Below are 23,549 nucleotides of genomic sequence, written 5' to 3'. Positions count from 1 at the left end.
TTCTATTCACATCCTGCGTGTCTGAATACTCCTAGTCAACAGGGAGCGCCCGCCCCCTCCGGTCCGACCGCCTGCCGGAGCGGAATCCCCGCGTGCCATCACCGGCCGGGGAGGAAAGCCTGCGCGCCCCGCCCGGAGCCCCTTTACACGGCCGACCGCATGTACCTGTGGAAAATGCCAGAACTCCCACCTGCCGCAAGCACGTTGCGTAGCCTCTCCATCACAGCCGTACGCCACGTCGGGAGGGGAGTCCGCGTTGCCCGGAATCGACGAGTGCCTGCTCGAAGTCATGAGGCTGCCCGGTGCCCGGGGCGCCGCAGTGGTCGACTGGACGAGCGGTCTCGCCCTCGGCACCATCGGCGAATCGCCCGGAGGTGACCACGAGGCGACAGCCGCCGAGACGGCCGAGGTGGCGAGGATGGCCGCGGAGCAGCCGGTCTTCGCGCAGTCACGACCACAGGACTTATCCACCCCGCCCGGACCGGCCGTCGAGGACGTCATCGTCACCACCCCGCCCGGCTACCACATCCTCCGTTTCGTCGAGACGGACTTCGACAGCAGCGTCTTCCTGCACCTCTGGCTGGACCGCGCGGAAGGCAACCTCGCCCTCGCCCGCATACGACTCGGCGAGATCGCGGAGCGGCTGGTCCTGGCATGAGACCGACCGCCACCCGGCCGGACACCGCCGAACAGACCGCCCCTTCGGTCCCCTCCCCCATGCTCCAGCGGCTCGCGGCCGAGCGCGCAACCGGCGCATTGATGCGCGACCGCGGCACCCTGTACCTCGCCGACGGCCAGATAGTCCACGCCGAAAGCCCCGCCACACCCGGGATCGACGTCCTGCTCATCACCGGCGGCGCGCTGCGCACCGAGGGCTGGTGGGACGCGGTCGCCCAGGCGGGCGCCGGACAGCGGGTCGGCCGCTACCTCGTGGACAGCGGCCGGGTGCCCGGCGGCGCGCTGGAGCTGTGCCACCTGGGTGCGCTGTACGACGCGGCCTTCTTCGCCCTGGCCCCGACCCGCACGCCTGCCCGCTTCCGCTACGGGGTCTCCCACTGGATCGGCCCCGTCCACCCCGTCCCCGTGGACGCCGTGCAGCGCGAGACGCTCCGGCGCCGGGAACTGCTGGACCGGATCTGGCCGGACGCGCTCACCGACAGCGCCCCGCTCACCCCCGCGGCGCACCCCGTCGACGCCCCGGTCCCGCCACGCCAGCGCCGTGTCCTGGACCTGGTGGACGGTGCGCGTACGGCCACGGACATCGCCCAGGAGCTGGGCCGCTCGGCCTTCCACATCCTGGTCGACCTGCGCCGGCTCGCGGCGGCCGGACTGGTCGGCACGGCGCGCCGGACCTCGGCCCCGTCCGCTGCCGCGGCCGGCCGGATCACGCTGCCCGAGGTCACGGCCGACCCCGACGTCGCCCTGTTGCGCCGGCTCAGAGACGCATTGGAGGCCCTGTGATTCGCGCGCTCAGACAGCGTGCCGGGAGGAGACAACTGATGGTGCCCGAGGCCGAAGTGCAGGATGTCCTCGACGAGCTCCAGCGGTTACGGGCCCGGGTCCCTCTCCTGTCCGGCGCGCTGGCGGCCAGTACCGACGGCCTGGTGCTGGCCCAGGACACCCCCGGTATCGAGGCCGAGGGTGTCGCCGCGCTGACCGCGGCCGCACTCGGTGTGTCCATCCGGATGGCCGACGCCACCGGCCGCGGCGGCTTCCGCGAACTCCTGGTCCGCGGCGAGACCGGCTACATCGCCACGTACGCGGCAGGGGCCTCCGCCGTCCTCACCCTGCTGGCCGAGGACCGCATCAACGTCGGTCGGCTGCACCTGGAGGGGCGCCGCGCGGGCGCCCGTATCGGTGAGGTGGTCGATGCCGCGCTGGAGCGCGCCGACCGCCCCGCGCCCCCGGCACGCGCCCCGCAGGCCCGCACGCTCCCCCGCCGCCCCACACAAGACCCCAGCTGACACACACGAATCCGGCCCGCCCGGGCCGGCCAGGAAAGGAACGAGCACTCATGGCCAACACCGAAGCGTCACTGAAGGACGCGATGACGTCGATCGAGGGCACCCTCGGTGTCGCACTCGTCGACTACACCAGCGGCATGGCACTCGGCACCCTCGGCGGTGGCAAGGACTTCAACCTGGATGTCGCGGCAGCGGGCAACACCGACGTCGTACGCGCCAAGCTCCGCACGATGGAGCACCTGGGGATCAAGGAAGAGATCGAGGACATCCTGATCACCCTCAGCGGCCAGTACCACCTGATCCGCCTGCTCAAGACCCGTGGCAACAACGGCCTGTTCCTCTACCTGGTACTGGACTCGGGCCGCGCCAACCTTGCGATGGCCCGCCACCAGCTGAAGAAGATCGAAGCCGAACTGGAGGTCTGACTCACCCACCTCAGCGGCTGCGACGCCGCGCCCCTCCGGGCGCGGCGTCGCCCGCCGCGGGCCCGGTCGTCCGGTACGCCTTCACCTGCCTGCCCGCGGGCCCGCCGCGCACCACCCAGTCGGTGCGCACCCAGTACAGGGCGTCGTCCCGCCGCTCCCGCCGCCCGATCCGCACGGCCTTGGCCCAGAGCCCGGCCCCGGACCCGGCGAGCACGAGCCCACCGGCCCCCGGCACGAGGAAACTGCTCGCCACGGCCGCCACGAACGCGCCCAGCAGCCACCACCGGTGCGCCCGCCGCCAGTTCCGTACGGTCACGGACCGGTCCTGCAGAAAGTCGTTCCGCCCGGCCCGTGCGGCCCCTTCGGCGAGCTGCGCGTACCGTCCCGTACGCAGCAGAGCCACCACCGCCACGGCCACGAGGAAGAGCGCCGCTCCGGCCGGCAGCCCGACCCGCCGCCCGGTCAGTCCCGGTACGAATGCCCCGGCTGCCGCCGCCAGCAGGCCCGGCCACCACAGAGGTGCCGCCCCGGCCCGCACGATCACGGCCACCCTCGCCAACGACTGCGCTCCGCGCCCCACGTCCGTACCCCTCTCCACGACTCCCTGCGGACCTTCCTGGGCGCGGAGATTAATAGGCACAGATGAGCGATACCTGAGAATCATCAAAAAACGAGGACCGCCCGAAGATCCCTACTCGACGAACAGCCCCCGCGCCGCCGCCCGCGCGTCGAACTCCTCCAACCGGGCCTGCGCCTCCGGCAGCCCGTCGCACATAGCCTCCAGCAGCACCCGCCCCAGCAGCATCGGCGCACAGGCGGTGTCGAAGGCGAGCCCGGTCCCGACGGCGGCCGGAATCAGCACATCGCTGTGCCTGGCCACCGGAGCGAAGGCCGACTCGGCCACGGTCACGACGGTCAGTCCCTGCGCCTGCGCATACGCGAGCGCGTCCACGACCTCTCTCGGATGCCGGGGCAGCGCGAAACACATCAGCGCGGTGGCTCCCGCCCGCCGGGCGGCGTCGATCCGGTCGTGCAGCATGCTGCCGCCCTCGTCGAGCACGCGGACGTCCGGGTGCACCTTGGCGGCGAAGTACCCGAACCCCCGAGCCTGCGACGAGGCCGCCCGCAATCCCAGCACGGGCAGCGGCCGCGATGCGGCCAGCAGCCGGCCCGCCCGTTCCACCGGGCCCTGATCGGCGAGGAGTTCGGCCAGGTGCTGCAGGTTCTCGATCTCCGCCCGGACGGCCTGCTGGTACTCGTTGAGGGTGTCCTCCACCGCGCCCCCGGCTGCCGCTCCGTCCGGTGCGACGTCTCTCAGATGCCTGCGGAGAGCCGGGTACCCGTCGTAGCCGAGCGCCACCGCGAACCGCGTGACCGACGGCTGGCTGACCCCGGCGAGCTCGGCCAGCTCCACACTGGACAGGAAGGGAGCATCGGCGGCCCGCCGCACCATGGAGTGGGCGATGCGCCGCTGGGTGGGCGTAAGCCGCTGCCCTTCGAAGAGCCGCTGCAACCGCGCAGCCGGGCTGCTCCCGCTCATGCTGGTCCCTCCAGGATCCGTCGCACCGCACGGCGCCGACGAATCCATTCAGCCAGCAAGCAGACTGTATGTCCATATACAGGACTGCCATCCGGGACGGCGTCGAGCGACACCTCAGGGCGTGCGCGCGACTCGGCCGCACATGGCCACCTCGTCCGGCAGGCCGTCCGCCGAGCAGCGCGAGGGCCAGGGGCTCGTTGGAGTCCAGCGCGCAGCCTACACAGCCGAGTTGCCACGCACGGGGGTCAGAACACGACACGCGCCGCCATGAGCGCCGCCTTCGCGTCGTCGTCGCCGTCCAGCTCCAGCGGCCCGCGCGGAGGGCGGCCCGACACATGGCGGGCGAAGGTGATCGCGTCCGCGCGGAGCCTCGCCGCGGGGGCACCGAGGCCCAGGAGGAGGCAGTTGCCGCCCGCGGGGCCGTGGAGGTCGATCTCCACCGCGGGGCCGGTCCAGGCGAGCGCGAGGTCGAGCACCACCTGGTCCACGATCTCGCGGTCATGCCCGTCCAGGAGCAGTTCGGCTCCCGTCGCGTCGCTGAGTTCCACCCGGTGCATCCAGGTGTCGCGGGCGATGAGGACGCGGTTCAGGTAATCCATCGAGTCGTCGGGAAGGGCCTTGGCCTCCGGGTAGAGCAGGCTGAGCCGCATCTTCCGGCGGACGGGCACGGGCACGCGGCGCAGTGCGCGCAGGCCCTGGGGGGCGTAGTGGGCGAGAGCTCCGATGAGCTCCCTGCCCGGCACGGCCCGCCTGTCCTCGATCTGACTCTCGTTGTGACCGTCGAGCCGGCCCAGGTGCGGATGCCTCCGCCCCGCCTGCCGTACCCGCCGTACGGAGACCCAGGGCCGGGGCAGCTCCTCGTACTGGCCGACGATGTGGGCGAGCATGTCGCGGACCGTCCAGCCCGCGCAGGTCGTCGGACGCTCCCAGTCCTCGTCGGACAGCTCCCGGAAGGTGGACAGGGTGGCGCGGAGCTCTGCCTCGTTGACCTCACGGGCCCGCTCCTCGGAGGTGCGGGGGATGGTACGGGCGGAAGGCGTCGCGGTGGTCATGAACCGGCTCCCCTCTTCGCCCGGTCAACGCTACGCCGATGAGCCCGGCCCCGCCCGGCATGGGATGAGCGGTCCCGCCCGGCAGGGAGACAGGCGGAAACAGGGGGGCTAACCCCACTGACCCGGGCGCCCGCGATTCGTACCGTAGGACGCATGGAAGCCCGTGACTCCGAGCTCAAGCAAGAGCTCGACGCGACCCTGCAGGCCCGCAGCGAGCTGGGACCCGAATACGAGTCCGCACTCATCGACTCGTTCCTGGAGAAGGTCGAACAACGGCTCGACGGCACCCTCGACCGGCGGGTTCGGCGGCATTTCGCCGAGCAGCAGATGGTCGTCGCCCGGGGCGGTACGCGGCCTGTCCGGACGAGCGGGACCTTCGGGGAGCGCTTCGGCTTCGGGGTCGTCTCGTTGGTTCTGGCCATCCCGCTGTCGGCGATCGGGGTCGCGAATGCCGGGATCGACGGGCTGGTCGTGGCTTGGCTCGGGATCGTCGGCGTGAACGCGGTCCACGCCGCCCGTGGGTGGCCGTGGTTCCGGGACAGGCAGCGCGAGAGGACCTCGTCCGACTGGGAGGCCTGACGGCTGCGGGCTGCGGGCGACGGGGGCGAGTGCCGCCGGCCTGCGGGCTACGGGGGCGAGTGCCGCCGGCCTGCGGGCTACGGGGCGAGTGCCGCCGGTCTGCGCGCATCCGCGTGCCACGGATCGCAGCGATCTCCGCGCATAGATATGTCGCGGGGACCGCCGCACCCCCGGTTTCCCGGAGGGCGGGACGACGGCGGTCCCCGCGAGGGACGCGCTCCCGGGTCAGGGCCGGGTATCGCGTCCTGGCGACGGTGGAGGTCCGGGAGCCGCTCCGTAGTCCGTGTCGCCGTATCTGGTGCCGGCGGGGTTTCCCCTGCCGACACCCACTACTGTGCCGGAGCCGTGTTAAGCCGGTGCTGCGCGCACATGACGCGCTCGTACCGGTTTCGCGAAGCCCGGAAATCCGGCCTACGCCTTCGGGGTCGCGTCCTTCGCGAGGAACGCCAGCAGGTCCTGCCTGCTCACCACGCCCTTCGGCTTGCCCTCGACCAGCACGATCGCCGCGTCGGAGCCGTCCGCACCGCTGAGCGCGGCCATCAGGTCCTCGACCGGTTCACCGGAGCCCACCTGTGGCAGCGGCGCCGACATGTGCCTGTCCAGCGGGTCGGAGAGCGAGGCGCGCTGCGTGAACAGGGCGTCCAGGAGCTGGCGCTCGACCACGGAACCGATGATCTCGGCGGCCATCACGTCCGGGTGGCCCGCGCCGGGCTTCACGATCGGCATCTGCGAGACGCCGTACTCGCGGAGTACGTCGATGGCCTCGCCGACCGTCTCGTCCGGGTGCATGTGGACGAGCGAGGGGAGCGGACCCTCCTTGAAGTCGAGGACGGCACCGACCTGGGCGGAGGTGCCGGTGTCCTCCAGGAAGCCGTAGTCGGCCATCCACTCGTCGTTGAAGATCTTGCTCATGTAGCCGCGGCCGCTGTCCGGCAGCAGCACGACCACCACGTCGTCGGGACCGAGCCGCGCGGCGACCTTCAGGGCCGCGACGACCGCCATGCCGCAGGAGCCGCCGACCAGCAGGCCCTCCTCCTTGGCGAGGCGCCGGGTCATCTGGAAGGAGTCCTTGTCGGAGACCGCGACGATCTCGTCCGTGACCGTACGGTCGTAGGCGCTCGGCCAGAAGTCCTCCCCGACACCCTCGACCAGGTACGGGCGTCCCGATCCTCCGGAGTAGACCGAGCCCTCCGGGTCCGCGCCGATGACCTGCACGCGGTTCTCGCTGATCTCCTTGAGATAGCGGCCGGTGCCGGAGATCGTGCCCCCGGTGCCGACGCCCGCGACGAAGTGGGTGATCCTCCCGTCGGTCTGCTCCCAGAGCTCTGGCCCCGTGGTCTCGTAGTGCGAGCGCGGGTTGTTCGGGTTGGAGTACTGGTCGGGCTTCCAGGCACCGGGCGTCTCACGGACCAGGCGGTCGGAGACGTTGTAGTACGAGTCCGGGTGCTCCGGGTCAACGGCCGTCGGGCAGACGACGACCTCCGCGCCGTACGCCCGCATGACGTTGATCTTGTCCGTGGACACCTTGTCCGGGCATACGAAGACGCACTTGTAGCCCTTCTGCTGGGCGACGATGGCCAGGCCGACGCCCGTGTTGCCACTGGTCGGCTCGACGATCGTGCCGCCGGGCTTGAGTTCACCGCTCTGCTCGGCGGCCTCGATCATGCGCAGCGCGATGCGGTCCTTCACCGACCCGCCGGGATTGAAGTACTCGACTTTGGCCAGGACCGTCGCCTGAATGCCTGCCGACACATTGCGCAGCCTCACCAGCGGGGTGTTGCCGACAAGACTGATCATCGAATCGTGGAATTGCACCGTGTACTCCGGGGTCTCCGAGATGGTCAGGCAAGACTATGCGTACGGGGAGGACATCGGACGAAGCGATTGGGCTACGCCCCGTACGGGGCAGGTAGTGCTGTGTACAGCTGCACACCAACGAGGAGGTGGACCGGACTGTGTCGAGGGCGAGGGTGGCACGGCGGATCGCAGCGGGCGCGGCCTACGGCGGCGGTAGCGTCGGGCTGATCGGTGCGGCGACGGTGGGCCTGGTGCTGGCGGAGGTACAGCTGGCGAAAAGGCAGGTGGGCGGCGGTACGGCGCCGGTCCCACCGAGTGCGAACGGACGGTACGGGGTGGCCTTCGCGGGCCCCACCGATCCGCTGCGGTTCGTGATGCTGGGTGACTCGACGGCGGCCGGGCAGGGGGTGCGCAGGGCCGGTCAGACACCGGGGGCGCTGCTCGCGTCCGGGCTGGCTGCGGTGGCCGAGCGCCCGGTGGATCTGCGGAACGTGGCTCTGCCCGGGGCCCGATCGGATGATCTGGACCGGCAGGTTTCGCTGGTCCTGGCCGATCCGTCGGGGGTACCGGACGTCTGCGTGATCATGATCGGGGCGAACGATGTGACCCATCGGATGCCGGCGACGCAGTCGGTGCGCTGTCTGAGTACGGCCGTACGGCGGCTGCGCACGGCCGGTGCCGAGGTGGTCGTGGGCACGTGCCCGGACCTGGGCACGATCGAGCCGGTCTACCAGCCGCTGCGGTGGCTGGCTCGGCGGGTGAGCCGCCAGTTGGCGGCGGCCCAGACGATCGGTGCGGTGGAGCAGGGCGGGCGGACGGTCTCGCTGGGCGATCTGCTGGGTCCCGAGTTCGAGGCGAATCCGCGGGAGCTGTTCGGCCCCGACAACTACCACCCCTCGGCGGAGGGGTACGCGACGGCGGCGATGGCGATGCTGCCGACGCTGTGCGCCGTGCTGGGGCTGTGGCCGGAGTCCGACCACCTCGACGGCTCGCGGCGCGAGGACATGCTGCCGGTGGCCGAGGCGGCCTCCCAGGCGGCACGGGAGGCCGGTACGGAGGTCACGGGGGCCCGGGCGCCGTGGGCCCTGCTCAAGCACCGCCGGCGGCGGCGGCTGCCCGCGCACACGGAGCCGGCGAAGCGGCCCGGCACGGACGCCGCGGACGGCGGGCTGCCGCCGTCCGGGTCGGGGGCCACGTGGCGGCCGGCGCGGGAGCGGCCCTGACGGCCCGGGGGTGAGGGCGGCCCGGCGGTGGCGCGGACCGGCGGTGGCGGGACCGGCGGTGGCGCGGACCGGCGGTCCCGCACAGGAACAACCCGGGCGACTGAGCGGTTGCTTAGAAAAGAGGTCCGCATCACACAGCCTGTTGGGTGACCTCAGCCATACGTCCGGGTAACTTCCAAGTCAGCCCAGTCTTCCAGCCCTCATGGAGCCGCGTGATGCCCGAAGCCGTGATCGTTTCCGCCGCCCGCTCGCCCATCGGCCGGGCCTTCAAGGGTTCCCTCAAGGACCTGCGCGCGGACGACCTGACCGCCACCATCATCCAGACCGCGCTGGCCAAGGTCCCCGAGCTGGATCCCAGGGACATCGACGACCTGATGCTCGGCTGCGGCCTCCCCGGCGGCGAGCAGGGCAACAACCTGGGCCGCATCATCGCCGTGCAGATGGGGATGGACCACCTCCCCGGCTGTACGGTCACCCGCTACTGCTCGTCCTCACTGCAGACCAGTCGCATGGCGCTGCACGCCATCAAGGCCGGTGAGGGCGACGTCTTCATCTCCGCCGGTGTCGAGATGGTGTCCCGCTTCGTCAAGGGCAACTCCGACAGCATCCCGGACACGCACAACCCCTTCTTCGCCGAGGCCGAGGCCCGTACCGCCGCCCGCGCCGAGGAGACCGGTGCGAGCTGGACCGACCCGCGCGAGGACGGCATCGTCCCGGACGCGTACATCTCCATGGGGCAGACCGCGGAGAACCTGGCCCGCACCAAGGGCGTCACCCGCCAGGACATGGACGAGTTCGGCGTCCGGTCGCAGAACCTCGCCGAGGCGGCCATCAAGAACGGCTTCTGGGAGCGCGAGATCACCCCGGTGACGACGCCGGACGGCACGGTTGTCTCGCAGGACGACGGCCCGCGCGCGGGTGTCTCCCTGGAGGGCGTGCAGGGCCTGAAGCCCGTGTTCCGCCCCGACGGACTCGTCACCGCGGCCAACTGCTGCCCGCTCAACGACGGCGCCGCCGCGCTCGTGATCATGTCCGACACCAAGGCGCGCGAGCTGGGCCTGACCCCGCTGGGCCGGATCGTCTCGACCGGCGTCTCCGGCCTGTCGCCCGAGATCATGGGCTACGGACCGGTCGAGGCCAGCAAGCAGGCGCTGAAGCGCGCCGGCCTGACCATCGACGACATCGACCTGGCCGAGATCAACGAGGCGTTCGCCGCCCAGGTCATCCCGTCCTACCGGGACCTCGGCCTGCCGCTGGACAAGGTCAACGTCAACGGTGGCGCGATCGCCGTCGGCCACCCCTTCGGCATGACCGGTGCCCGGATCACCGGCACGCTGATCAACAGCCTGCAGTTCCACGACAAGCAGTTCGGCCTTGAGACCATGTGCGTGGGCGGCGGCCAGGGCATGGCCATGGTCATCGAGCGCCTCAGCTAGACGCGGGCCCCAGGGCCCCGGAGAGCGCTTCGCCCTCCCTCGGAGGGCCCGTTCCGAACCCGGCCGAGCCCCGAACGTGACCGAATCTCCCCCAGGATGTGATCTGCGTCCCGGGGGAGAGTCGTTTTCGCAGGTCACACCAGCCACAGGGCTAAACATCAGGCCCAAAGACCTGTCCAATTCGTGACGTAATGCACTGACAGCAGGCACGAGTACAGGACAAGCTGATGTAGGAAGTCGGGGGTGTCGATTGAAACCGGGAGTATGTCAGTGAGCGCCATGTCATTTGCCCTGTTGCTGACCACCGCCGCTGCCACGGCTGTCGGCGCCGCTGCTCTGCACGCCGCTCACGGGCTGCGCAAGCAGGTCGCGGCACTGCGGACGGAGCTGGCGGAGGGAAGGAGTCTCAGCGCGTCCGTGCCCGAACAGCAGAACCGGAGTGCCGCCGTCTCCGCCTCCGCCGAGGAGATACGCACCGCGGTCGCCGACGCACTCGCCGAGGAGCGGGAGCGTGAGCTGGCCGAAGCCCGTGCCTTCTGGGCCGCCCAGGAGGCGCGCGACGCCGCCGACGCACCGTCCCTGCTGGGCGGGCTCGCCGGCCTCGGCGAGGACGCCCCGTTCTTCATGCCCCGCCAGGCCGATTTCGCCGGCCTCGAGGCGATGGACCTCGAAGCCACCGAGGCCATGGAGGAGCTGATCGAGCTGACCGATCTGCCCGAGGTCTCCGAATTCGCGGAGTTCGCCGAGGACTCTCCCGAGCTGGCAGCGGCACGTCGTCGCCACCCCTCACACCCGGACTTCGTCCCGGTGCAGACACCGGTTGTCACTGACCATGAGCGTACCGTGAACCGCCTGGAGCGGCTCGCCGACACCGGTACCGAGCTCACCGACGTCCGCCCCGGCCCGCTCGGCACGCTCGATGTCTACGTCTTCGCCGACGGCACCACGCTCTGCATGACCCCCGGGCACCGCGAGACCGCCGAGCGGCTCTCCGATTCGCTGCGCGCCGGCGAGCAGCCGGTGCTGCTGGGTGGTTCCGGTGTCTCCGGCGCCTACGCGCTGACGTTCTCGTGCGGCAAGGAGAACGTCTACATCCTCGCCGACCGCGTCATCGCCTCGTTCTAGTACGCGGTACGCACGCCCGCTCCGGCCCCGCGCGGGCTCAGGAAAACGCCCGCGCCGCCGCTGCATCGACGAATCGCACGGCCTCGTCCAGTTCTGCGGACGAGGCCGTTTCCAGTGCCACGGCCAGATCGCGGCCCGCGACGGCGAGCTGGTCACCGACCGCGAATATCCCGGCGTCCGGCATGATGCGCGGCTCCCGGTCCGGCACCTCGGCGCGCTGGGCCCGTGCGGTCAGCTCCCTGGCCGTGGCCAGGGCCCCGGCGGCGGCACCGCGCTGCAGCAGGCTCTGCGGGGCGCTGCGCAAACGGTCGGCGAATCGGTCCACGGCGGTGATCAGAGGCGTCGTATCGAGCACGCCGTGACCCTACGCGCCCCCGCAGGATGGTTGCCAACGGGCCGACGGTCGGGCACGGTGTCGGGAAGGACCAGCAACGCGCACTGCGTCGGAGGCGCCGATGTCTCAAGTCTTCTCCGAAGAAACCCATCGCAACCTGCTCTCACGGATCCCTCAATGCACCGGTCGTGACATCGCCGACTGGCTTCGCACCGTCGACGACGGCCCCTCTCTCTTCCGTTTCGAGGAGAAGGTCAGCTGGCTGCGGAGCGAACACGACCTCACCTACGGCCACGCCAAAGCGATCATCCACGAGTACGACCTGAGGCGGGCAGCCAGAAGGCTCCTGTGACCCCGCAGCACCCCGACAACAGACGGAACGGCCCGCAGGCAGTGCCTGCGGGCCGTTCCGTCCCTTCGATCCCTGAGGGATCCCCAGGGATCCTGCGGGTCAGTCGTCCCCGTTGAGGATGGAGAGCAGGCGCAGCATCTCCAGGTAGATCCACACCAGGGTCAGGGTGAGGCCGAAGGCCGCCAGCCAGGACTCCTCGCGCGGGGCTCCGAAGTTGACGCCGTCCTCGACCTGCTTGAAGTCCAGCGCCAGGAAGCACGCACCGAGGATGATGCCGATGACTCCGAAGAGGATGCCGAGGCCGCCGCTGCGGAAGCCGAGGCCGTCACCGCCGCCGAACACGGAGAACAGCAGGTTGACCATCATCAGGAGCACGAAGCCCACTGCCGCGGCCATCACGAAGCCGTAGAAGCGGCGGGTGACGCGGATCCAGCGCATCTTGTACGCGATGAGGACACCGGCGAAGACACACATGGTGCCCATCACCGCCTGCATCACCGTGCCGGGGCTGATGTAGGTGCTGACAGCGCTGGAGATCACTCCGAGGAAGACACCCTCGAAGGCCGCGTACGCGAGGATCAGCGCCGGGGACGGCTTGCGCTTGAAGGACTGGACCATCGCCAGGACGAACGCCACCAGGGCGGCGCCGATGGCGATGCCGTAGGACTTGCCCAGGTTGGCCTCGTCGACCGGCAGAAGGGCCCAGGAGAGCGCGGCGGTGAGCACCACGGTGCCCAGCGTCATCGCCGTGCGCGTGACGACGTCGTCGATCGTCATGGCGCCGGAGCGCGCGGGCGCCTGCGGGGCGCCGTACTGGGTGTCCGGCTGGGCGTAGGGGTTCGTGGCGTACGGGTTGGCGGCGGCGCCCTGCGCGTACGGGTTGGCACCCGCCGCGGGGGCCCCGGCCTGCGGCGCCGCGCCGAAGCCCGCGGAGCCGTTGTCGCGGCTGAAGCCCCGTCGCGAGAAGACCGGGTTGCTGCTCCTCATTTCACTCCTCCATGGCCACCCTGCGTGGCCTTGCCACAAGAGTAATGGGTAGGCAAAACAATGACCCTAGTGCCAGAGGAGGATCTTTGAGAGAAGTTGACCACTGAAGTACTGTGCGCCCGATCGGGCCCCACCGACTGTGGGGTGGTGCCCGGAGCCGGACTCGAACCGGCACGCCCCCGAGGAGGCAGCGAGGTTTAAGCTCGCCGTGTCTGCATTCCACCACCCGGGCGTGGGCGCGCGGCTCCGCGTTGGCACAAGACCCTATCCGGGGGCATCCCTCGAACAGCGGATCACCGGCTCGATGTTGTCTTATTTTATTGACCGTTTGAGGGTCCGTCAGACGGCGCGCACAGCATCAGCACATGCCCGGACCGGGTAGCGCGACCGAAGCCCCGCAAACCGGAATGACGGAAACTCGCCGCACCCCAACGGCTGATCAGCCACGGCCGCGCCACCGATCGCCAGGGCATCGCCACCTCAGGGTGCGACGGCGTCGTTGACGCACCTCAGAACCGGCCCGGATCCCAGTGCCTCCGGGTCCTTCAGAACCGCACCGGTGACATGGAACACCGCACGTTCGCCGGGCAGCAGAGTGACGAGCATGTCGTCCACCTCGGCCGCCGGATCCAGCCGGTCGGGGAAGAGGGCGAGGTCGCGCAGGAGTGTCCGCGCCGTCACCGTGACCCGGTACCCGATGCCCGATGCGTCACCCTGTGTGACCGACACGTCGTACCGCGCAGGCGGCAGCTCGAGCCGGGTGTCCTCCTCGTAGAACTCGACCGTCCTCACCTCGCCCAGCCGCGCCACCAGCACCTCGCGGGTGCTGTCCCCCGGCAGGGCGACGGACGGCGGGAGGGGTACGCGGGTGACGCCGCGCGCGGCCGTGCTCACCGCGATCTCCTCCTCGGCCAGGACGGCACCGTCCAGTCCGTGCCGGGTCAGCCGCAGGTTTCCCTCCCAGACGCGGGCCGAGTCGTTGACCAGGTGCAGGGCGCCGTCCCGTACGGCCAGCAGACGGTCCGCGTACACCTTGCGCAGCGCGTACCAGAGCGGCTTGCGGCGGCCGTCGCCGTCCACGGCGGCCCAGGACACGACCGGCCAGCAGTCGTTGAGCTGCCACACGATCGAGCCCGCGCAGTACGGGGTGTGCGAGCGGAAGTGCGTGATGCCGAAGGCGACGGCGCGGGCCTGGTTCAGCTGCGTGAGCCAGTGCCAGTCGTCGAAGCCTGACGGCTTCGGGAGGTGGTCGCCCAGGCCGCGCAGCAGCTTCGCGTCGCCGTCCTGGGCCTTCTGGTGGTGGGCGACCAGCGGGGCGTCCGGGGCGAGCGGGCCGCTGACGGCCCGGCGCAGGGTGGCGTACGCGGGCGGGCCCTGGAAGCCGAACTCGGCGACGAAGCGGTGGGCCGTGTCGGCGTAGTGGCGGTAGTCGACGCGGTTCCAGACCTCCCAGAGGTGGACCGTGCCCAGGGCGGGGTCGTTCGGGGGGAGCTCCGGGGAGCCCGAGTAGGGCGACCCCGGCCAGTACGGGCGGGTGGGGTCGGTCTCCGCGCACAGGGCGGGCAGCAGCTCGTGGTAGTAGCCGTGACCCCAGGTCCGGCCCCGGAGCTCGTCCTGCCAGCCCCAGTCGGCGTGGCCCTCCAGGTTCTCGTTGTTGCCGCACCACAGGACCAGGGAGGGGTGCGGGGCGAGCCGTACGAGGTTCTCGCGGACCTCGGCGGCCACCTCGTCGTACAGCGGCTGCTCCTCGGGGTACGCGGCGCAGGCGAACGGGAAGTCCTGCCAGACCAGCAGCCCCTTCTCGTCGGCCAGCTCGTAGAAGTCGTCGCTCTCGTAGAGACCGCCGCCCCAGACCCGGACGAGGTTGACGCCCGCGGCGACCGCCTGGTCGAAGCGGTCGGAGATCCGCTGCCGGGTGACGCGGGCCGGGAAGCAGTCGTCGGGGATCCAGTTCACCCCGCGCACGAAGACGGGCTCGTCGTTGACGGAGAGGCGGAACGCCTCGCGCTCCAGGGTCACCCCCCGGAAGCCGGTCCTGCCGGTCCAGGCGTGGTCGCCGAGGCGGACGGTGACGTCGTACAGCGGCTGCTCGCCGTGGCTGTGCGGCCACCAGCGACCCGCCCCGGGGACGGGCAGGGTGACGGCCGCGCGGTCCTCTCCCGCGGCGACGGTGAGCACGGCCCGTTCGCCTGCCACCTCCACCGAGGCGTCCAGCGGTCCGTCCCCGGCCCGGTCGACGTCGAGGGTGAGCGCGAGGCGCGGCACACCGTCGCCGTCCAGGTCGGCGAGCACCTTCACGCCGGCGATGCGCGGGCCCGTCCAGGACTCCAGCGCGACCGGGCGCCAGATGCCGGAGGTGACCAGGGTCGGCCCCCAGTCCCAGCCGAAGTTGCAGGCCATCTTGCGGATGAAGGCGTACGGCTCCGTGTACGCGCCCGGCCGGTCGCCGAGCTTGTCGCGCAGCGCCTCGGCGTACGTGTACGGGGCGGTGAAGCGTACGTCGATGGTGTTGGCGCCCTCGCGCAGCAGCGGCCGGACGGGGAAGCGGTAGCTGCGGTGCTGGTTGGCGGTGCTGCCGGCCTCGGTGCCGTTGACGAGGACGGTGGCGACGGTGTCGAGGCCGTCGAAGCACAGATCGGTGTACGTGTGCTCGTCGGCGGACCAGTCGAAGGTGGTGCGGTACGTCCAGTCGGTGCGGCCGATCCAGCCCAGCCGGGTCTCGTTGTCGTCCAGATAGGGGTCGTCGATCAGTCCGGCGGCCAGCAGGTCGGTGTGGACGCAGCCGGGGACGGCCGCCGGAACGCCTCCTGTGGGGAGCCCCACGGGCACGGGGCCGTCGGCATGAAGCGTCCAGCCTTCGTGCAGGGGCAGGTGGCGCAGGGTCACGTGAGGGTCCTTCCGCAGTCGGGGAGCCCGGCGCAGGCGACGAAGTGGCCCGGTTCGGTCTCGTACAGGTCGTCACCGGACGCCGGGCCCTCGTGGTAGGCGCAGGTCTCCACGGGGACGGCGGCCGTCCAGGGCTGGTTGAGACGGGGCACGGCGGCCAGGAGGGTGCGGGTGTAGGGGTGCAGCGGGTTGCCGAAGACCTTCTGCGTGTCGCCGCGTTCGACGACACGGCCGTTGCGGAGCACCACGGTCTTCTCGGCGAGGTAGGTGCCGAGCGAGAGGTCGTGGGTGATGTAGAGGACGCCGAGGCCGCGTTCCTTGAGGCCGGCCAGGAGATTGAGCACGTCGATGCGGGTGGAGGCGTCGAGCATGCTGGTGATCTCGTCGGCGACCAGGAAGCGCAGGTCCAGCAGGAGGGCTCGCGCGATGAGCAGACGCTGCAACTGGCCGCCGCTGAGCTGGTGCGGGTAGCGGCCGAGGACCTGTCCCGGGTCCAGTCGTACGTCGCGTACCGCGCTCTCGACGCGGTCGGCCCACTCCTTGTCCGAGAGGCCGGGGTGGTAGGCGCGGCGCACGAGCGCGAAGACGCGGTCGGCCTTGAAGACCGGGTTGTAGCAGCTGAAGGGGTCCTGGAACACGCCCTGGACCCGGCGGTAGAAGTCCTTGCCGGGCTTGACCTGTTCGCCGTCGAGGGTGAGGCTGCCGCCGCTGACCCCGGTGAGGCCCAGGACCATCCGGCCGATGGTGGACTTGCCGCTGCCGCTCTCGCCGATGAGGGAGACGAGCTCACCGGGTGCCGCTTCGAAGGACACCCGGTCGACGGCGGTGACGGAACCGCCGCCGAAGGCACCGGCCCGGAAGGTCTTGGTGACACGGTCGAGGGTCAGCATCAGGCCGCCTTCCAGCATGCGACGGTGTGGCGGGGGGCTATCTCGACGACGGGCGGCTCCTGCTCGCACCGGCTGTCGGCGAGGGGGCAGCGGTCGCGGAAGCGGCAGCCGGCCGGCGGGTTCAGCAGGGAGGGCGGCGATCCCTCGATGCCGCTGAGCGGCTTGTCCTTGTACCGGGCGCCCACCTGGGGCAGCGAGCCGATCAGCATCTTGGTGTACGGGTGGCGGGGCTCGGCCGTCAGGGCCTTCGTGGGCGCCTTCTCGGCGAGCTTGCCCGCGTACATCACCATGATCGAGTCGGCGATGTGCGAGGTCAGTCCGAGGTCGTGGGTCACGAAGATCATGCTGGTGACCAGCCCCTTGTCGCGGAGCCCGGTGAGGGCGCCGACGACGGCCTGCTGGTTGGAGACGTCCAGCGCCGAGGTGACCTCGTCGGCTATCAGGACCGAGGGGTCCAGGAGCGTGGAGATCACCATGACGGCGCGCTGCTTCATGCCGCCGGAGAGCTCGATCGGGTAGCGGTCCAGGACATCGGGCTCCAGGCCCACGAGGGCCAGCCGGCGGTGCAGTTCGCCGGTGTCGACGCCGACGCCGCGCGAGGCGAGGAGCTCGCGGATCATGCGGCCGATGCGGCGGGTCGGGTTCAGCGCGCTCATCGAGTACTGCGGGACGAGCGAGATCTTGTGGAAGCGGTAGGCGTTCATCGCGCGGTCGTCGGACAGCGGCAGTTCGTCGCCGTCCAGGGTGACGGTGCCGCCCACGTGCCGCATCCGGCCGTCGAGCCGGATCAGGGACTTGCCGAGGGTGGTCTTGCCGCAGCCGGACTCGCCCGCCAGGCCCAGGATCTCGCCGTCCGCCAGGTCGAAGCTGACACCGTCCAGGGCCCGGACCTCGCCACGCAGCGTGCGGTAGTGGACCCGCAGGTCGTTGACGGTCAGGGTCATGCGTTCACGACTCCCTCAGCTTCGGGTTGAAGACCTCGTCGAGGCCGACGTTGGCGACGTAGAGGGCGCCGACGATCGCGGTGATCCCGGCGCCCGGCGGAATGAACCACCACCACATGCCGAGTTGGAGCGCGCTCCACTGCTGGGCGCTCTGCAGCATCAGGCCGAGCGAGACGCCCTCGGTCGGACCGAGCCCGATGAAGTCCAGCGAGGAGGCGATGAGGATGGACCCGCCGAAGAGCAGGATGAACATCATGAAGAGGTACGAGCTCATGTTGGGCGCGATCTCGCGGAAGACGATCCGCCAGGTGCCGCTCCCGCTGAGCCGGGCGAGGTCCACGAACTCCCGGGTGCGCAGCGAGAACGTCTGCGCCCGGATCGCCCGGGCCGCCCAGGGCCACGAGGTGAGGCCGATGAACAGGCCCTGCACGGCGACGCTGCGCACCCCCATGTAGGCGTTGATGATCAGCAGGACCGCGAGGGCCGGTATCACCAGGACGACGTTGGTGAGCATGTTCAGGACCTCGTCGACGAGGCCGCCCCGGTAGCCGGCGAGGAAGCCGACGAGCATGGCGATGACGGCGGCTATCGCACCACCGACGACACCGACCAGGAACGTGGCGCGGAGCCCGTGCACGAACTGCGCGTACACGTCCTGGCCGAAGGTGGTGGTGCCCATCCAGTACGTGCCGTCGGGTGCGGAGGCCTGGGGGCCGACGTACTCGTTGGGGTTGCCGTTGTCGAGCAGCATCGGGCCGATGACGCCTGCGGCGAGCAGGATCGCGACGACGACGGCGCCGATGATCAGCTTCGGGTTGCGCACCGCGTAGTGCAGCCACTCGCTGCCGGGCTCGGCTGCGGGCGGCTCCGCCGTCACGGCGGTCTCGGGTACCGGCTCGGGCAGTGTGCTCATGAGGTGCCTCCTGCCATGCCCGTACGGGTGCGGGGATCGACGACGACGTACACGATGTCGATGAGGAAGTTGGCGATGAGTACGCCGATGACGATGAACAGGAACGCCCCCTGGAGCAGGAAGAAGTCCTGGTTCTGGATGGAAGCGAGGATCAGTGAGCCGAGCCCCGGGTAGGCGAAGACGATCTCGGTGACGAGCGCTCCGGCGACCAGGACGCCCAACTGGAGGGCGAGGCCGGTGACCTGGGGCAGCACGGCGTTGCGGAAGGCGTAGCGGCGGATGAGGCGCTGCGGTGCGCCGAGGGCCGCCAGATAGGAGGAGTAGTCGGACTCCAGCTCGTAGATGATCATGTTGCGCATGCCGATGGCCCAGCCGCCGAGCGCGACCAGGAAGAGCGAGAGGAACGGCAGCACCCAGTGGTGCAGCGCGTCCAGTACGAAGTCGGCGTTCCAGCCGGGCTGGATGTCGAGGCTGTAGCCGCCCGACAGCGGGAACCAGCCGGCCTTCGCGCCGAGCGCCCAGGCGAGGATGACGGCGATCCACATGTACGGCATCGCGGTCAGCAGATAGCCGGCCGGCAGCACGGTGTTGTCGAGGACCTTGCGGCGGGCGGAGAGCGCGCCGATCCAGTTGCCGACGAACCAGCTGAGCAGCACCGACGGGATCATCAGCGCGAGGGTGTACGGGAGCGCGTCGAGCAGGACGTCGCCGACGGGCGTGGGGAAGACCCAGATGGAGATGCCGAAGTCGCCCTGGAGGAGGGCTCCCCAGAAGTGCAGGTACTGCTGCCACAGCGGCTCGTCGAAGCCGAACAGGTTGTTGTAGTAGGTGCGCATCGCCTCTGCGGCCTCGGGCTGCGAGACCCGGGCGCGGGCCACCATGGCCGCCACCGGGTCACCGGGCATGAAGCGCGGGATCATCCAGTTGACGGTGACGGCGACGACGAACGTCAGTGCGTAGACGAGAAGTTTGCGTGCGAAGTAGCGGCGCAAGGGTGCTCCCCTGGTGGAGAGCCCCGCCGTGCGCTCACCGGTCAGGTGGGCGTGCGCACGGCGGGGCGGTCGTCGAGTCAGAACTGCCGTGTCACTTGGCGGGCTTCAGCTGGGTGAGCGTCTCGAAGCCGCCCAGCTCGAGCCAGTTGCGCCAGAGGGCCGGTGCGGTCTTGGGGGCTCCGGCGGCGTCCGACGGCCAGTTCTTCCAGGTTCCGCTGGTGGACTGCGACCAGAGGCCGTTGTACCAGAGCGGGATGATGGGCATCTCGGTGAGCTGGATGTCCTGGATCTCGGAGATGGCGGTCTTCATGCCAGCGACGTCATCGGTCTTGACCCCGCCCAGCTCCTGCACCAGTTTCCAGGCCTCCGGGTTCTCGTACCGCCCGAAGTTCACCGTGTTCTGCTGCTTCTGGACGGGCATCTGGAAGATGTAGTCGTAGTACGTCCACGGGGTGCTGGACAGCTGACGCTCGTTGTTGATGACGAGGTCGAAGTCGCCCTTGCCGCGCTGCTCGTTGAGCGCGTTCTGGTCGGGGAACTCCGTGCTGACCTTGATGCCCGCCTCCTTGGCGCCGGCGGCGATGACCTTGGCCGCCTCCATCCAGTCGGTCCAGCCGGAGGGCACGGCCAGCTTCAGGCTGAGAGCGGAGCCGTCCTTGTTCTCGACGAGGCCGTCACCGTTCTTGTCCTTGTAGCCGGCGTCGGCGAGTTCCTTCTTCGCCGCGGCGACGTCGTGCGTGAAGCCCTTCTCGGCGATGAGGGCCTTGTCCTCGAACTGCTCCCACTGCGGCAGGAGACCGGTCGGGCTGGCGGGCTTGACCAGGTCTCCGTACACCCCCTTGACGATCTTCCCGGTGTCGACGGACGCGGCGAGTGCCCTGCGGAAGGCGGCGTCGTCCATCGGCTTCTTGGTGGTGTTGGGCACCAGCCAGGCGGTGTTGGCCGAGAGCATGTACGGCGCCTCGTCGTAGTACGACACGACCTTCTTGCTCTTGATCAGCGAGGACGCTCCGGGCAGGAAGTTGTTGCTGAGGTCCAGCTGGCCCTGGCCCAGCTGGCCGATGACCACTTCGTTGCTCGGGTTGGAGACGTCGACGATGTAGCGGGGGGCGGGCGTCATGCTCAGCGCCTCGGTGCCCCACCAGTCCTCGCGCCGCTCCCACACGACCCGGTCCTGGGACTTGCTCTTGAGCTTGTACGCGCCCGTGCCGACCGGCTTGTCGTTGACGCCGTTGAGGATGTCCTCATCGGTGCGCGAGCTCCAGACGTGCTCGGGGACGATCGGCTGGCCGTAGAGGGTGAAGTCCCACTCCTGGTAGCGGGCCTCCTTGAAGGTGAAGCGGACGGTCGTCGCGTCGACGGCCTTCGCGTCGGAGAGCCAGCTCCACAGCGAGTGGAAGGCGGAGGCCTCGATCTTGCCGAGGCCGTAGGAGTACGCCACGTCCTTGGCGGTGAGCGGCTTGCCGTCCGCCCAGGTGATGCCCTGGCGCAGCTTCACGTCGTACGTCTTGTCACCGGTCCAGCTGCCCGACTCCGCGAGCCAGGGCGTCAGCTCGCCCTCGTTGGGGTCGAAGTGGAACAGCGTCTCGTAGACCAGGCCCTTGGTGCCGGTCGCGTGGTCCCAGTTGCGCAGCGGGTTGTAGTTGGCCGGCGGCCCCCACTGGGTGCCGGTCGTGTACAGCGTCTCGTTGCGCGGCAGTGCGCCGCCCTTGCCGGTGGGCCCGGTGGAGCCGCCCGACGACGAACCGCCCCCCGTGCACGCGGTCGCGGCGAGTCCGAACACGGCGAGTGCGACGGTGATCCGCACCCGGGTACGCGTACCCATAGCCCCTCCTTTTCCCCGCCGTCCCTGCCGAGCGGAGTTACTGAACCGGGTAAGTGCCGTGAAGGTATGGGGGCCCCTGGGCCGTGTCAAGGGTGCGGGAGCGCTCCCATTGCACTTTTTTCGGGCGATCGCCGAGGGGTCTAGACCGGGAAGGGGAAGACACAGGTCAGGGAGCTGCCGTTAGGATGACCTCCGAACACGAACCGGTTAAGCGAGGTCGCATGTCCAAGCACCGCCCCACGATCGCCGACATCGCGCGCCGGGCCGGGGTCTCCAAGGTCGCGGTGTCGTACGCACTGAACGACCGCCCCGGCGTCTCCCCCGCGACCCGTGCGTCCATCAAGGCCATCGCCCAGGAGATCGGCTGGCGGCCCAACAGTGCGGCCCGCGCACTGACCCACGCGCGGGCGGACACCGTCGGCCTCGCCCTGTCCCGGCCGGCCAGGATGCTCGGCGTCGAGCCGTTCTTCATGGAGCTGATCAGCGGCATCGAGACCGAGCTGGCCACCCGGGGCTGCGCCCTGCTCCTCCAGGTCGTCACCGACCCCGCGCAGGAACTGGAGATGTACCGGCGCTGGTGGGGCGAGGGCCGGGTGGACGGGGTGTTCCTCGCCGACGTGCGCTCACCGGACCCGCGCATCGAGGGCGTCGCCGAACTGGGCATGCCGGCCGTGGTGATCGGCCATCCCTCGGCGGCCGGCAGGCTCACCCCCGTGTGGTCGGACGACTCCGCGGCACTGCGGGACACCCTCACGTATCTGAGCGCGCTCGGCCATCGCAGCATCGCCCGGGTCGCCGGACTGCCCGACCTGATCCACACCCGGATGCGCGACCGGGCCCAGCACGAGATCTCCGCGGAACTGGGCCTGGACGAACCGGTGGTGGTGCACACCGACTACTCCGGCGAGGAGGGCGCCCACGCGACACGGCGGCTGATCAGCTCGCCCGGGAGGCCGACCGCCGTCATCTACGACAACGACATCATGGCCGTCGCCGGGCTCTCCGTCGCCCAGGAGATGGGACTCGACGTGCCCGCCGACCTCTCGCTCGTCGCCTGGGACGACTCCCAGCTGTCCCGGGTCGTCCGGCCGCCGCTGACCGCGCTGAGCCGCGACATCCCCGCGTACGGCACCCATGCGGCGCGTACCCTGCTGGCGATGGTGGCGGAGGGATCGGCACCCGGATTCGAGGATTCCGCGGCCCGGCTGGTGCCCCGCGGGTCGACCGCGCCGCCCCGCTGACCGGCCGCCCCGTCCCCTCGTGACGGGTCTCCGCCCCGCTGAGGACGGACGCCGTCAGGGTCGGTGTCATACCCGAGGAGTACGCCGCGGTCCCGCCGGTGCGACTCAAGAGGGCCCCAGGAACCGGTACGGGGGCTGACGTCCGGGCGCGATTCGGCGGCGACGATGGAGGGGTCCCGCGAACCCCGCCGCATCGTCGCCCGAACCAGGAGTACCCCTGTGACCTCCACCACCGTTCACCGCACCACCGCGGTCGCCGCCCGCGCCACGGAGCTGTCGAAGGTCTACGGCCAGGGTGAGACCCAGGTGGTCGCCCTGGACAGGGTGACCGTGGACTTCCCGCAGGGCGAGTTCACCGCGATCATGGGCCCGTCGGGCTCCGGCAAGTCCACGCTCATGCACTGCGTGGCCGGTCTGGACAGTTTCAGCAGCGGATCCGTGCGCATCGGCGACACCGAACTCGGATCGCTGAAGGACAAGCAGCTGACGCAGCTGCGCCGGGACAAGATCGGCTTCATCTTCCAGGCGTTCAACCTGCTGCCGACATTGTCGGCGCTGGAGAACATCACCCTGCCGATGGACATCGCCGGCCGGAAGCCGGATGCCGCGTGGCTGCAGAAGGTCATCGACATGGTGGGCCTCTCCGACCGGCTGAAGCACCGTCCGACCGAGCTCTCCGGGGGCCAGCAGCAGCGCGTCGCGGTGGCCCGCGCCCTGGCCTCGCAGCCGGCGATCATCTTCGGTGACGAGCCGACCGGAAACCTCGACTCCCGCTCCGGCGCCGAGGTGCTCGGCTTCCTGCGCAACTCGGTGCGCGAACTCGGCCAGACCGTGGTGATGGTGACCCACGACCCGGTGGCCGCCTCCTACGCGGACCGCGTGATCTTCCTCGCGGACGGCGCGATCGTCGACCAGATGATGCACCCCACCGCGGACGGGGTCCTCGACCGGATGAAGGCGTTCGACGCGAAGGGGCGCACCAGCTGACCCGCTGGTAGCCGGCTGCCCGTCCCCCTCCTCCCGACCTCATCCCAGGACACAACA

General features: G+C 70.4%; 23 protein-coding genes and 1 tRNA gene. 11 read left to right on the top strand and 13 right to left on the bottom strand.

Annotation, left to right across the window (positions count from 1 at the left end):
* Positions 1-256 precede the first annotated feature (256 nt).
* From OG844_RS30745 to OG844_RS30730, 4 genes are read left to right on the top strand one after another with little or no spacing between them, the layout of a single operon-like run.
* The gene (locus OG844_RS30745) at positions 257-658 is read left to right on the top strand and encodes a hypothetical protein (protein WP_406394668.1); all 402 of its coding nucleotides are present in this window, start codon (positions 257-259) and stop codon (positions 656-658) included.
* Positions 655-1,461: a transcriptional regulator gene (locus OG844_RS30740; RefSeq protein ID WP_383803490.1), complete on the top strand. Its 807-nt coding sequence runs from the start codon at positions 655-657 to the stop codon at positions 1,459-1,461. The genes OG844_RS30745 and OG844_RS30740 overlap by 4 nt, the downstream gene beginning before the upstream one ends.
* 38 nt (positions 1,462-1,499) lie before the next feature.
* Positions 1,500-1,964 carry a roadblock/LC7 domain-containing protein gene (locus OG844_RS30735; protein ID WP_406394666.1) on the top strand — a complete coding sequence of 155 codons (465 nt, stop codon included), beginning with the start codon at positions 1,500-1,502 and terminating at the stop codon, positions 1,962-1,964.
* Between the two features lie 50 nt (positions 1,965-2,014).
* Positions 2,015-2,389, top strand: a complete 375-nt coding sequence (locus OG844_RS30730; RefSeq protein WP_329210304.1) for a hypothetical protein — start codon at positions 2,015-2,017, stop codon at positions 2,387-2,389.
* A 10-nt stretch (positions 2,390-2,399) separates the two neighbouring features.
* Here OG844_RS30730 and OG844_RS30725 read toward each other — a convergent pair whose 3' ends face one another.
* The 3 genes from OG844_RS30725 to OG844_RS30715 all read right to left on the bottom strand — a co-directional run bounded on the left by OG844_RS30725 (position 2,400) and on the right by OG844_RS30715 (position 4,981).
* Positions 2,400-2,939: a hypothetical protein gene (locus OG844_RS30725; protein WP_406396322.1), complete on the bottom strand. Its 540-nt coding sequence runs from the start codon at positions 2,937-2,939 to the stop codon at positions 2,400-2,402.
* Between the two features lie 141 nt (positions 2,940-3,080).
* Positions 3,081-3,929, bottom strand: a complete 849-nt coding sequence (locus tag OG844_RS30720; RefSeq protein ID WP_406394664.1) for a MurR/RpiR family transcriptional regulator — start codon at positions 3,927-3,929, stop codon at positions 3,081-3,083.
* Between the two features lie 245 nt (positions 3,930-4,174).
* The gene (locus tag OG844_RS30715) at positions 4,175-4,981 is read right to left on the bottom strand and encodes a maleylpyruvate isomerase family mycothiol-dependent enzyme (protein WP_406394662.1); all 807 of its coding nucleotides are present in this window, start codon (positions 4,979-4,981) and stop codon (positions 4,175-4,177) included.
* A 153-nt stretch (positions 4,982-5,134) separates the two neighbouring features.
* Here OG844_RS30715 and OG844_RS30710 point away from each other — a divergent pair, with 153 nt between their 5' ends.
* Positions 5,135-5,560 (top strand): hypothetical protein, encoded by a 426-nt coding sequence (locus OG844_RS30710; RefSeq protein ID WP_406394660.1) that lies wholly within the window; start codon positions 5,135-5,137, stop codon positions 5,558-5,560.
* Between the two features lie 411 nt (positions 5,561-5,971).
* On the opposite strand, the gene OG844_RS30705 is transcribed toward OG844_RS30710, so the two are convergent.
* On the bottom strand, positions 5,972-7,375 hold the full coding sequence (locus tag OG844_RS30705) for a cystathionine beta-synthase (RefSeq protein ID WP_406394658.1): 1,404 nt from the start codon (positions 7,373-7,375) through the stop codon (positions 5,972-5,974).
* A 155-nt stretch (positions 7,376-7,530) separates the two neighbouring features.
* On the opposite strand from OG844_RS30705, the gene OG844_RS30700 reads away from it, so the two are divergent.
* The 3 genes from OG844_RS30700 (at position 7,531) to OG844_RS30690 (ending at position 11,141) form a co-directional block, all read left to right on the top strand.
* A complete protein-coding gene (locus OG844_RS30700; RefSeq protein WP_406396320.1) occupies positions 7,531-8,580 on the top strand; it encodes an SGNH/GDSL hydrolase family protein in 1,050 nt (349 codons plus the stop codon).
* Positions 8,581-8,795: 215 nt separating this feature from the next.
* A complete protein-coding gene (locus OG844_RS30695) occupies positions 8,796-10,016 on the top strand; it encodes an acetyl-CoA C-acetyltransferase (protein ID WP_406394656.1) in 1,221 nt (406 codons plus the stop codon).
* A gap of 264 nt (positions 10,017-10,280) precedes the next feature.
* Positions 10,281-11,141 (top strand): hypothetical protein, encoded by an 861-nt coding sequence (locus OG844_RS30690; RefSeq protein ID WP_406394654.1) that lies wholly within the window; start codon positions 10,281-10,283, stop codon positions 11,139-11,141.
* Between the two features lie 37 nt (positions 11,142-11,178).
* On the opposite strand, the gene OG844_RS30685 is transcribed toward OG844_RS30690, so the two are convergent.
* Positions 11,179-11,496 carry a hypothetical protein gene (locus tag OG844_RS30685; RefSeq protein ID WP_406394652.1) on the bottom strand — a complete coding sequence of 106 codons (318 nt, stop codon included), beginning with the start codon at positions 11,494-11,496 and terminating at the stop codon, positions 11,179-11,181.
* Positions 11,497-11,596: 100 nt separating this feature from the next.
* Between OG844_RS30685 and OG844_RS30680 the strand changes: the two genes are divergently transcribed.
* Positions 11,597-11,827, top strand: coding sequence for a DUF4287 domain-containing protein (locus OG844_RS30680; protein WP_329210289.1), 231 nt, complete (start codon positions 11,597-11,599; stop codon positions 11,825-11,827).
* Positions 11,828-11,926: 99 nt separating this feature from the next.
* On the opposite strand, the gene OG844_RS30675 is transcribed toward OG844_RS30680, so the two are convergent.
* The 8 genes from OG844_RS30675 to OG844_RS30640 form a co-directional block, all read right to left on the bottom strand.
* Positions 11,927-12,814 (bottom strand): Bax inhibitor-1/YccA family protein, encoded by an 888-nt coding sequence (locus OG844_RS30675; RefSeq protein WP_406394650.1) that lies wholly within the window; start codon positions 12,812-12,814, stop codon positions 11,927-11,929.
* Positions 12,815-12,959: 145 nt separating this feature from the next.
* A tRNA-Leu gene (locus OG844_RS30670) sits at positions 12,960-13,046 on the bottom strand.
* Positions 13,047-13,294: 248 nt separating this feature from the next.
* Entirely contained in the window at positions 13,295-15,700 is a 2,406-nt protein-coding gene (locus tag OG844_RS30665; RefSeq protein WP_406394648.1) for a glycosyl hydrolase 2 galactose-binding domain-containing protein, read from the bottom strand.
* Positions 15,697-16,590 (bottom strand): ATP-binding cassette domain-containing protein, encoded by an 894-nt coding sequence (locus tag OG844_RS30660; RefSeq protein ID WP_406394647.1) that lies wholly within the window; start codon positions 16,588-16,590, stop codon positions 15,697-15,699. Before OG844_RS30660 ends, OG844_RS30665 begins: the two co-directional genes overlap by 4 nt.
* Entirely contained in the window at positions 16,590-17,534 is a 945-nt protein-coding gene (locus OG844_RS30655; protein WP_406394645.1) for an ABC transporter ATP-binding protein, read from the bottom strand. The genes OG844_RS30660 and OG844_RS30655 overlap by 1 nt, the downstream gene beginning before the upstream one ends.
* Before the next feature lie 4 nt (positions 17,535-17,538).
* Complete coding sequence (locus OG844_RS30650; protein ID WP_406394643.1) at positions 17,539-18,447, bottom strand: ABC transporter permease; 909 nt, start codon at positions 18,445-18,447, stop codon at positions 17,539-17,541.
* The gene (locus tag OG844_RS30645) at positions 18,444-19,439 is read right to left on the bottom strand and encodes an ABC transporter permease (protein WP_329210276.1); all 996 of its coding nucleotides are present in this window, start codon (positions 19,437-19,439) and stop codon (positions 18,444-18,446) included. Before OG844_RS30645 ends, OG844_RS30650 begins: the two co-directional genes overlap by 4 nt.
* Positions 19,440-19,530: 91 nt before the next feature.
* A complete protein-coding gene (locus OG844_RS30640; protein WP_406394641.1) occupies positions 19,531-21,264 on the bottom strand; it encodes an ABC transporter substrate-binding protein in 1,734 nt (577 codons plus the stop codon).
* A 221-nt stretch (positions 21,265-21,485) separates the two neighbouring features.
* Between OG844_RS30640 and OG844_RS30635 the strand changes: the two genes are divergently transcribed.
* Both OG844_RS30635 and OG844_RS30630 read left to right on the top strand, forming a co-directional pair.
* Entirely contained in the window at positions 21,486-22,505 is a 1,020-nt protein-coding gene (locus OG844_RS30635; RefSeq protein WP_351177856.1) for a LacI family DNA-binding transcriptional regulator, read from the top strand.
* 165 nt (positions 22,506-22,670) lie between these two features.
* Entirely contained in the window at positions 22,671-23,492 is an 822-nt protein-coding gene (locus OG844_RS30630) for an ABC transporter ATP-binding protein (protein WP_406394639.1), read from the top strand.
* Positions 23,493-23,549 lie beyond the last annotated feature (57 nt).

This window comes from Streptomyces sp. NBC_00887, from assembly GCF_045207585.1.
This window is presented reverse-complemented; position numbering and strand designations above follow the sequence as displayed.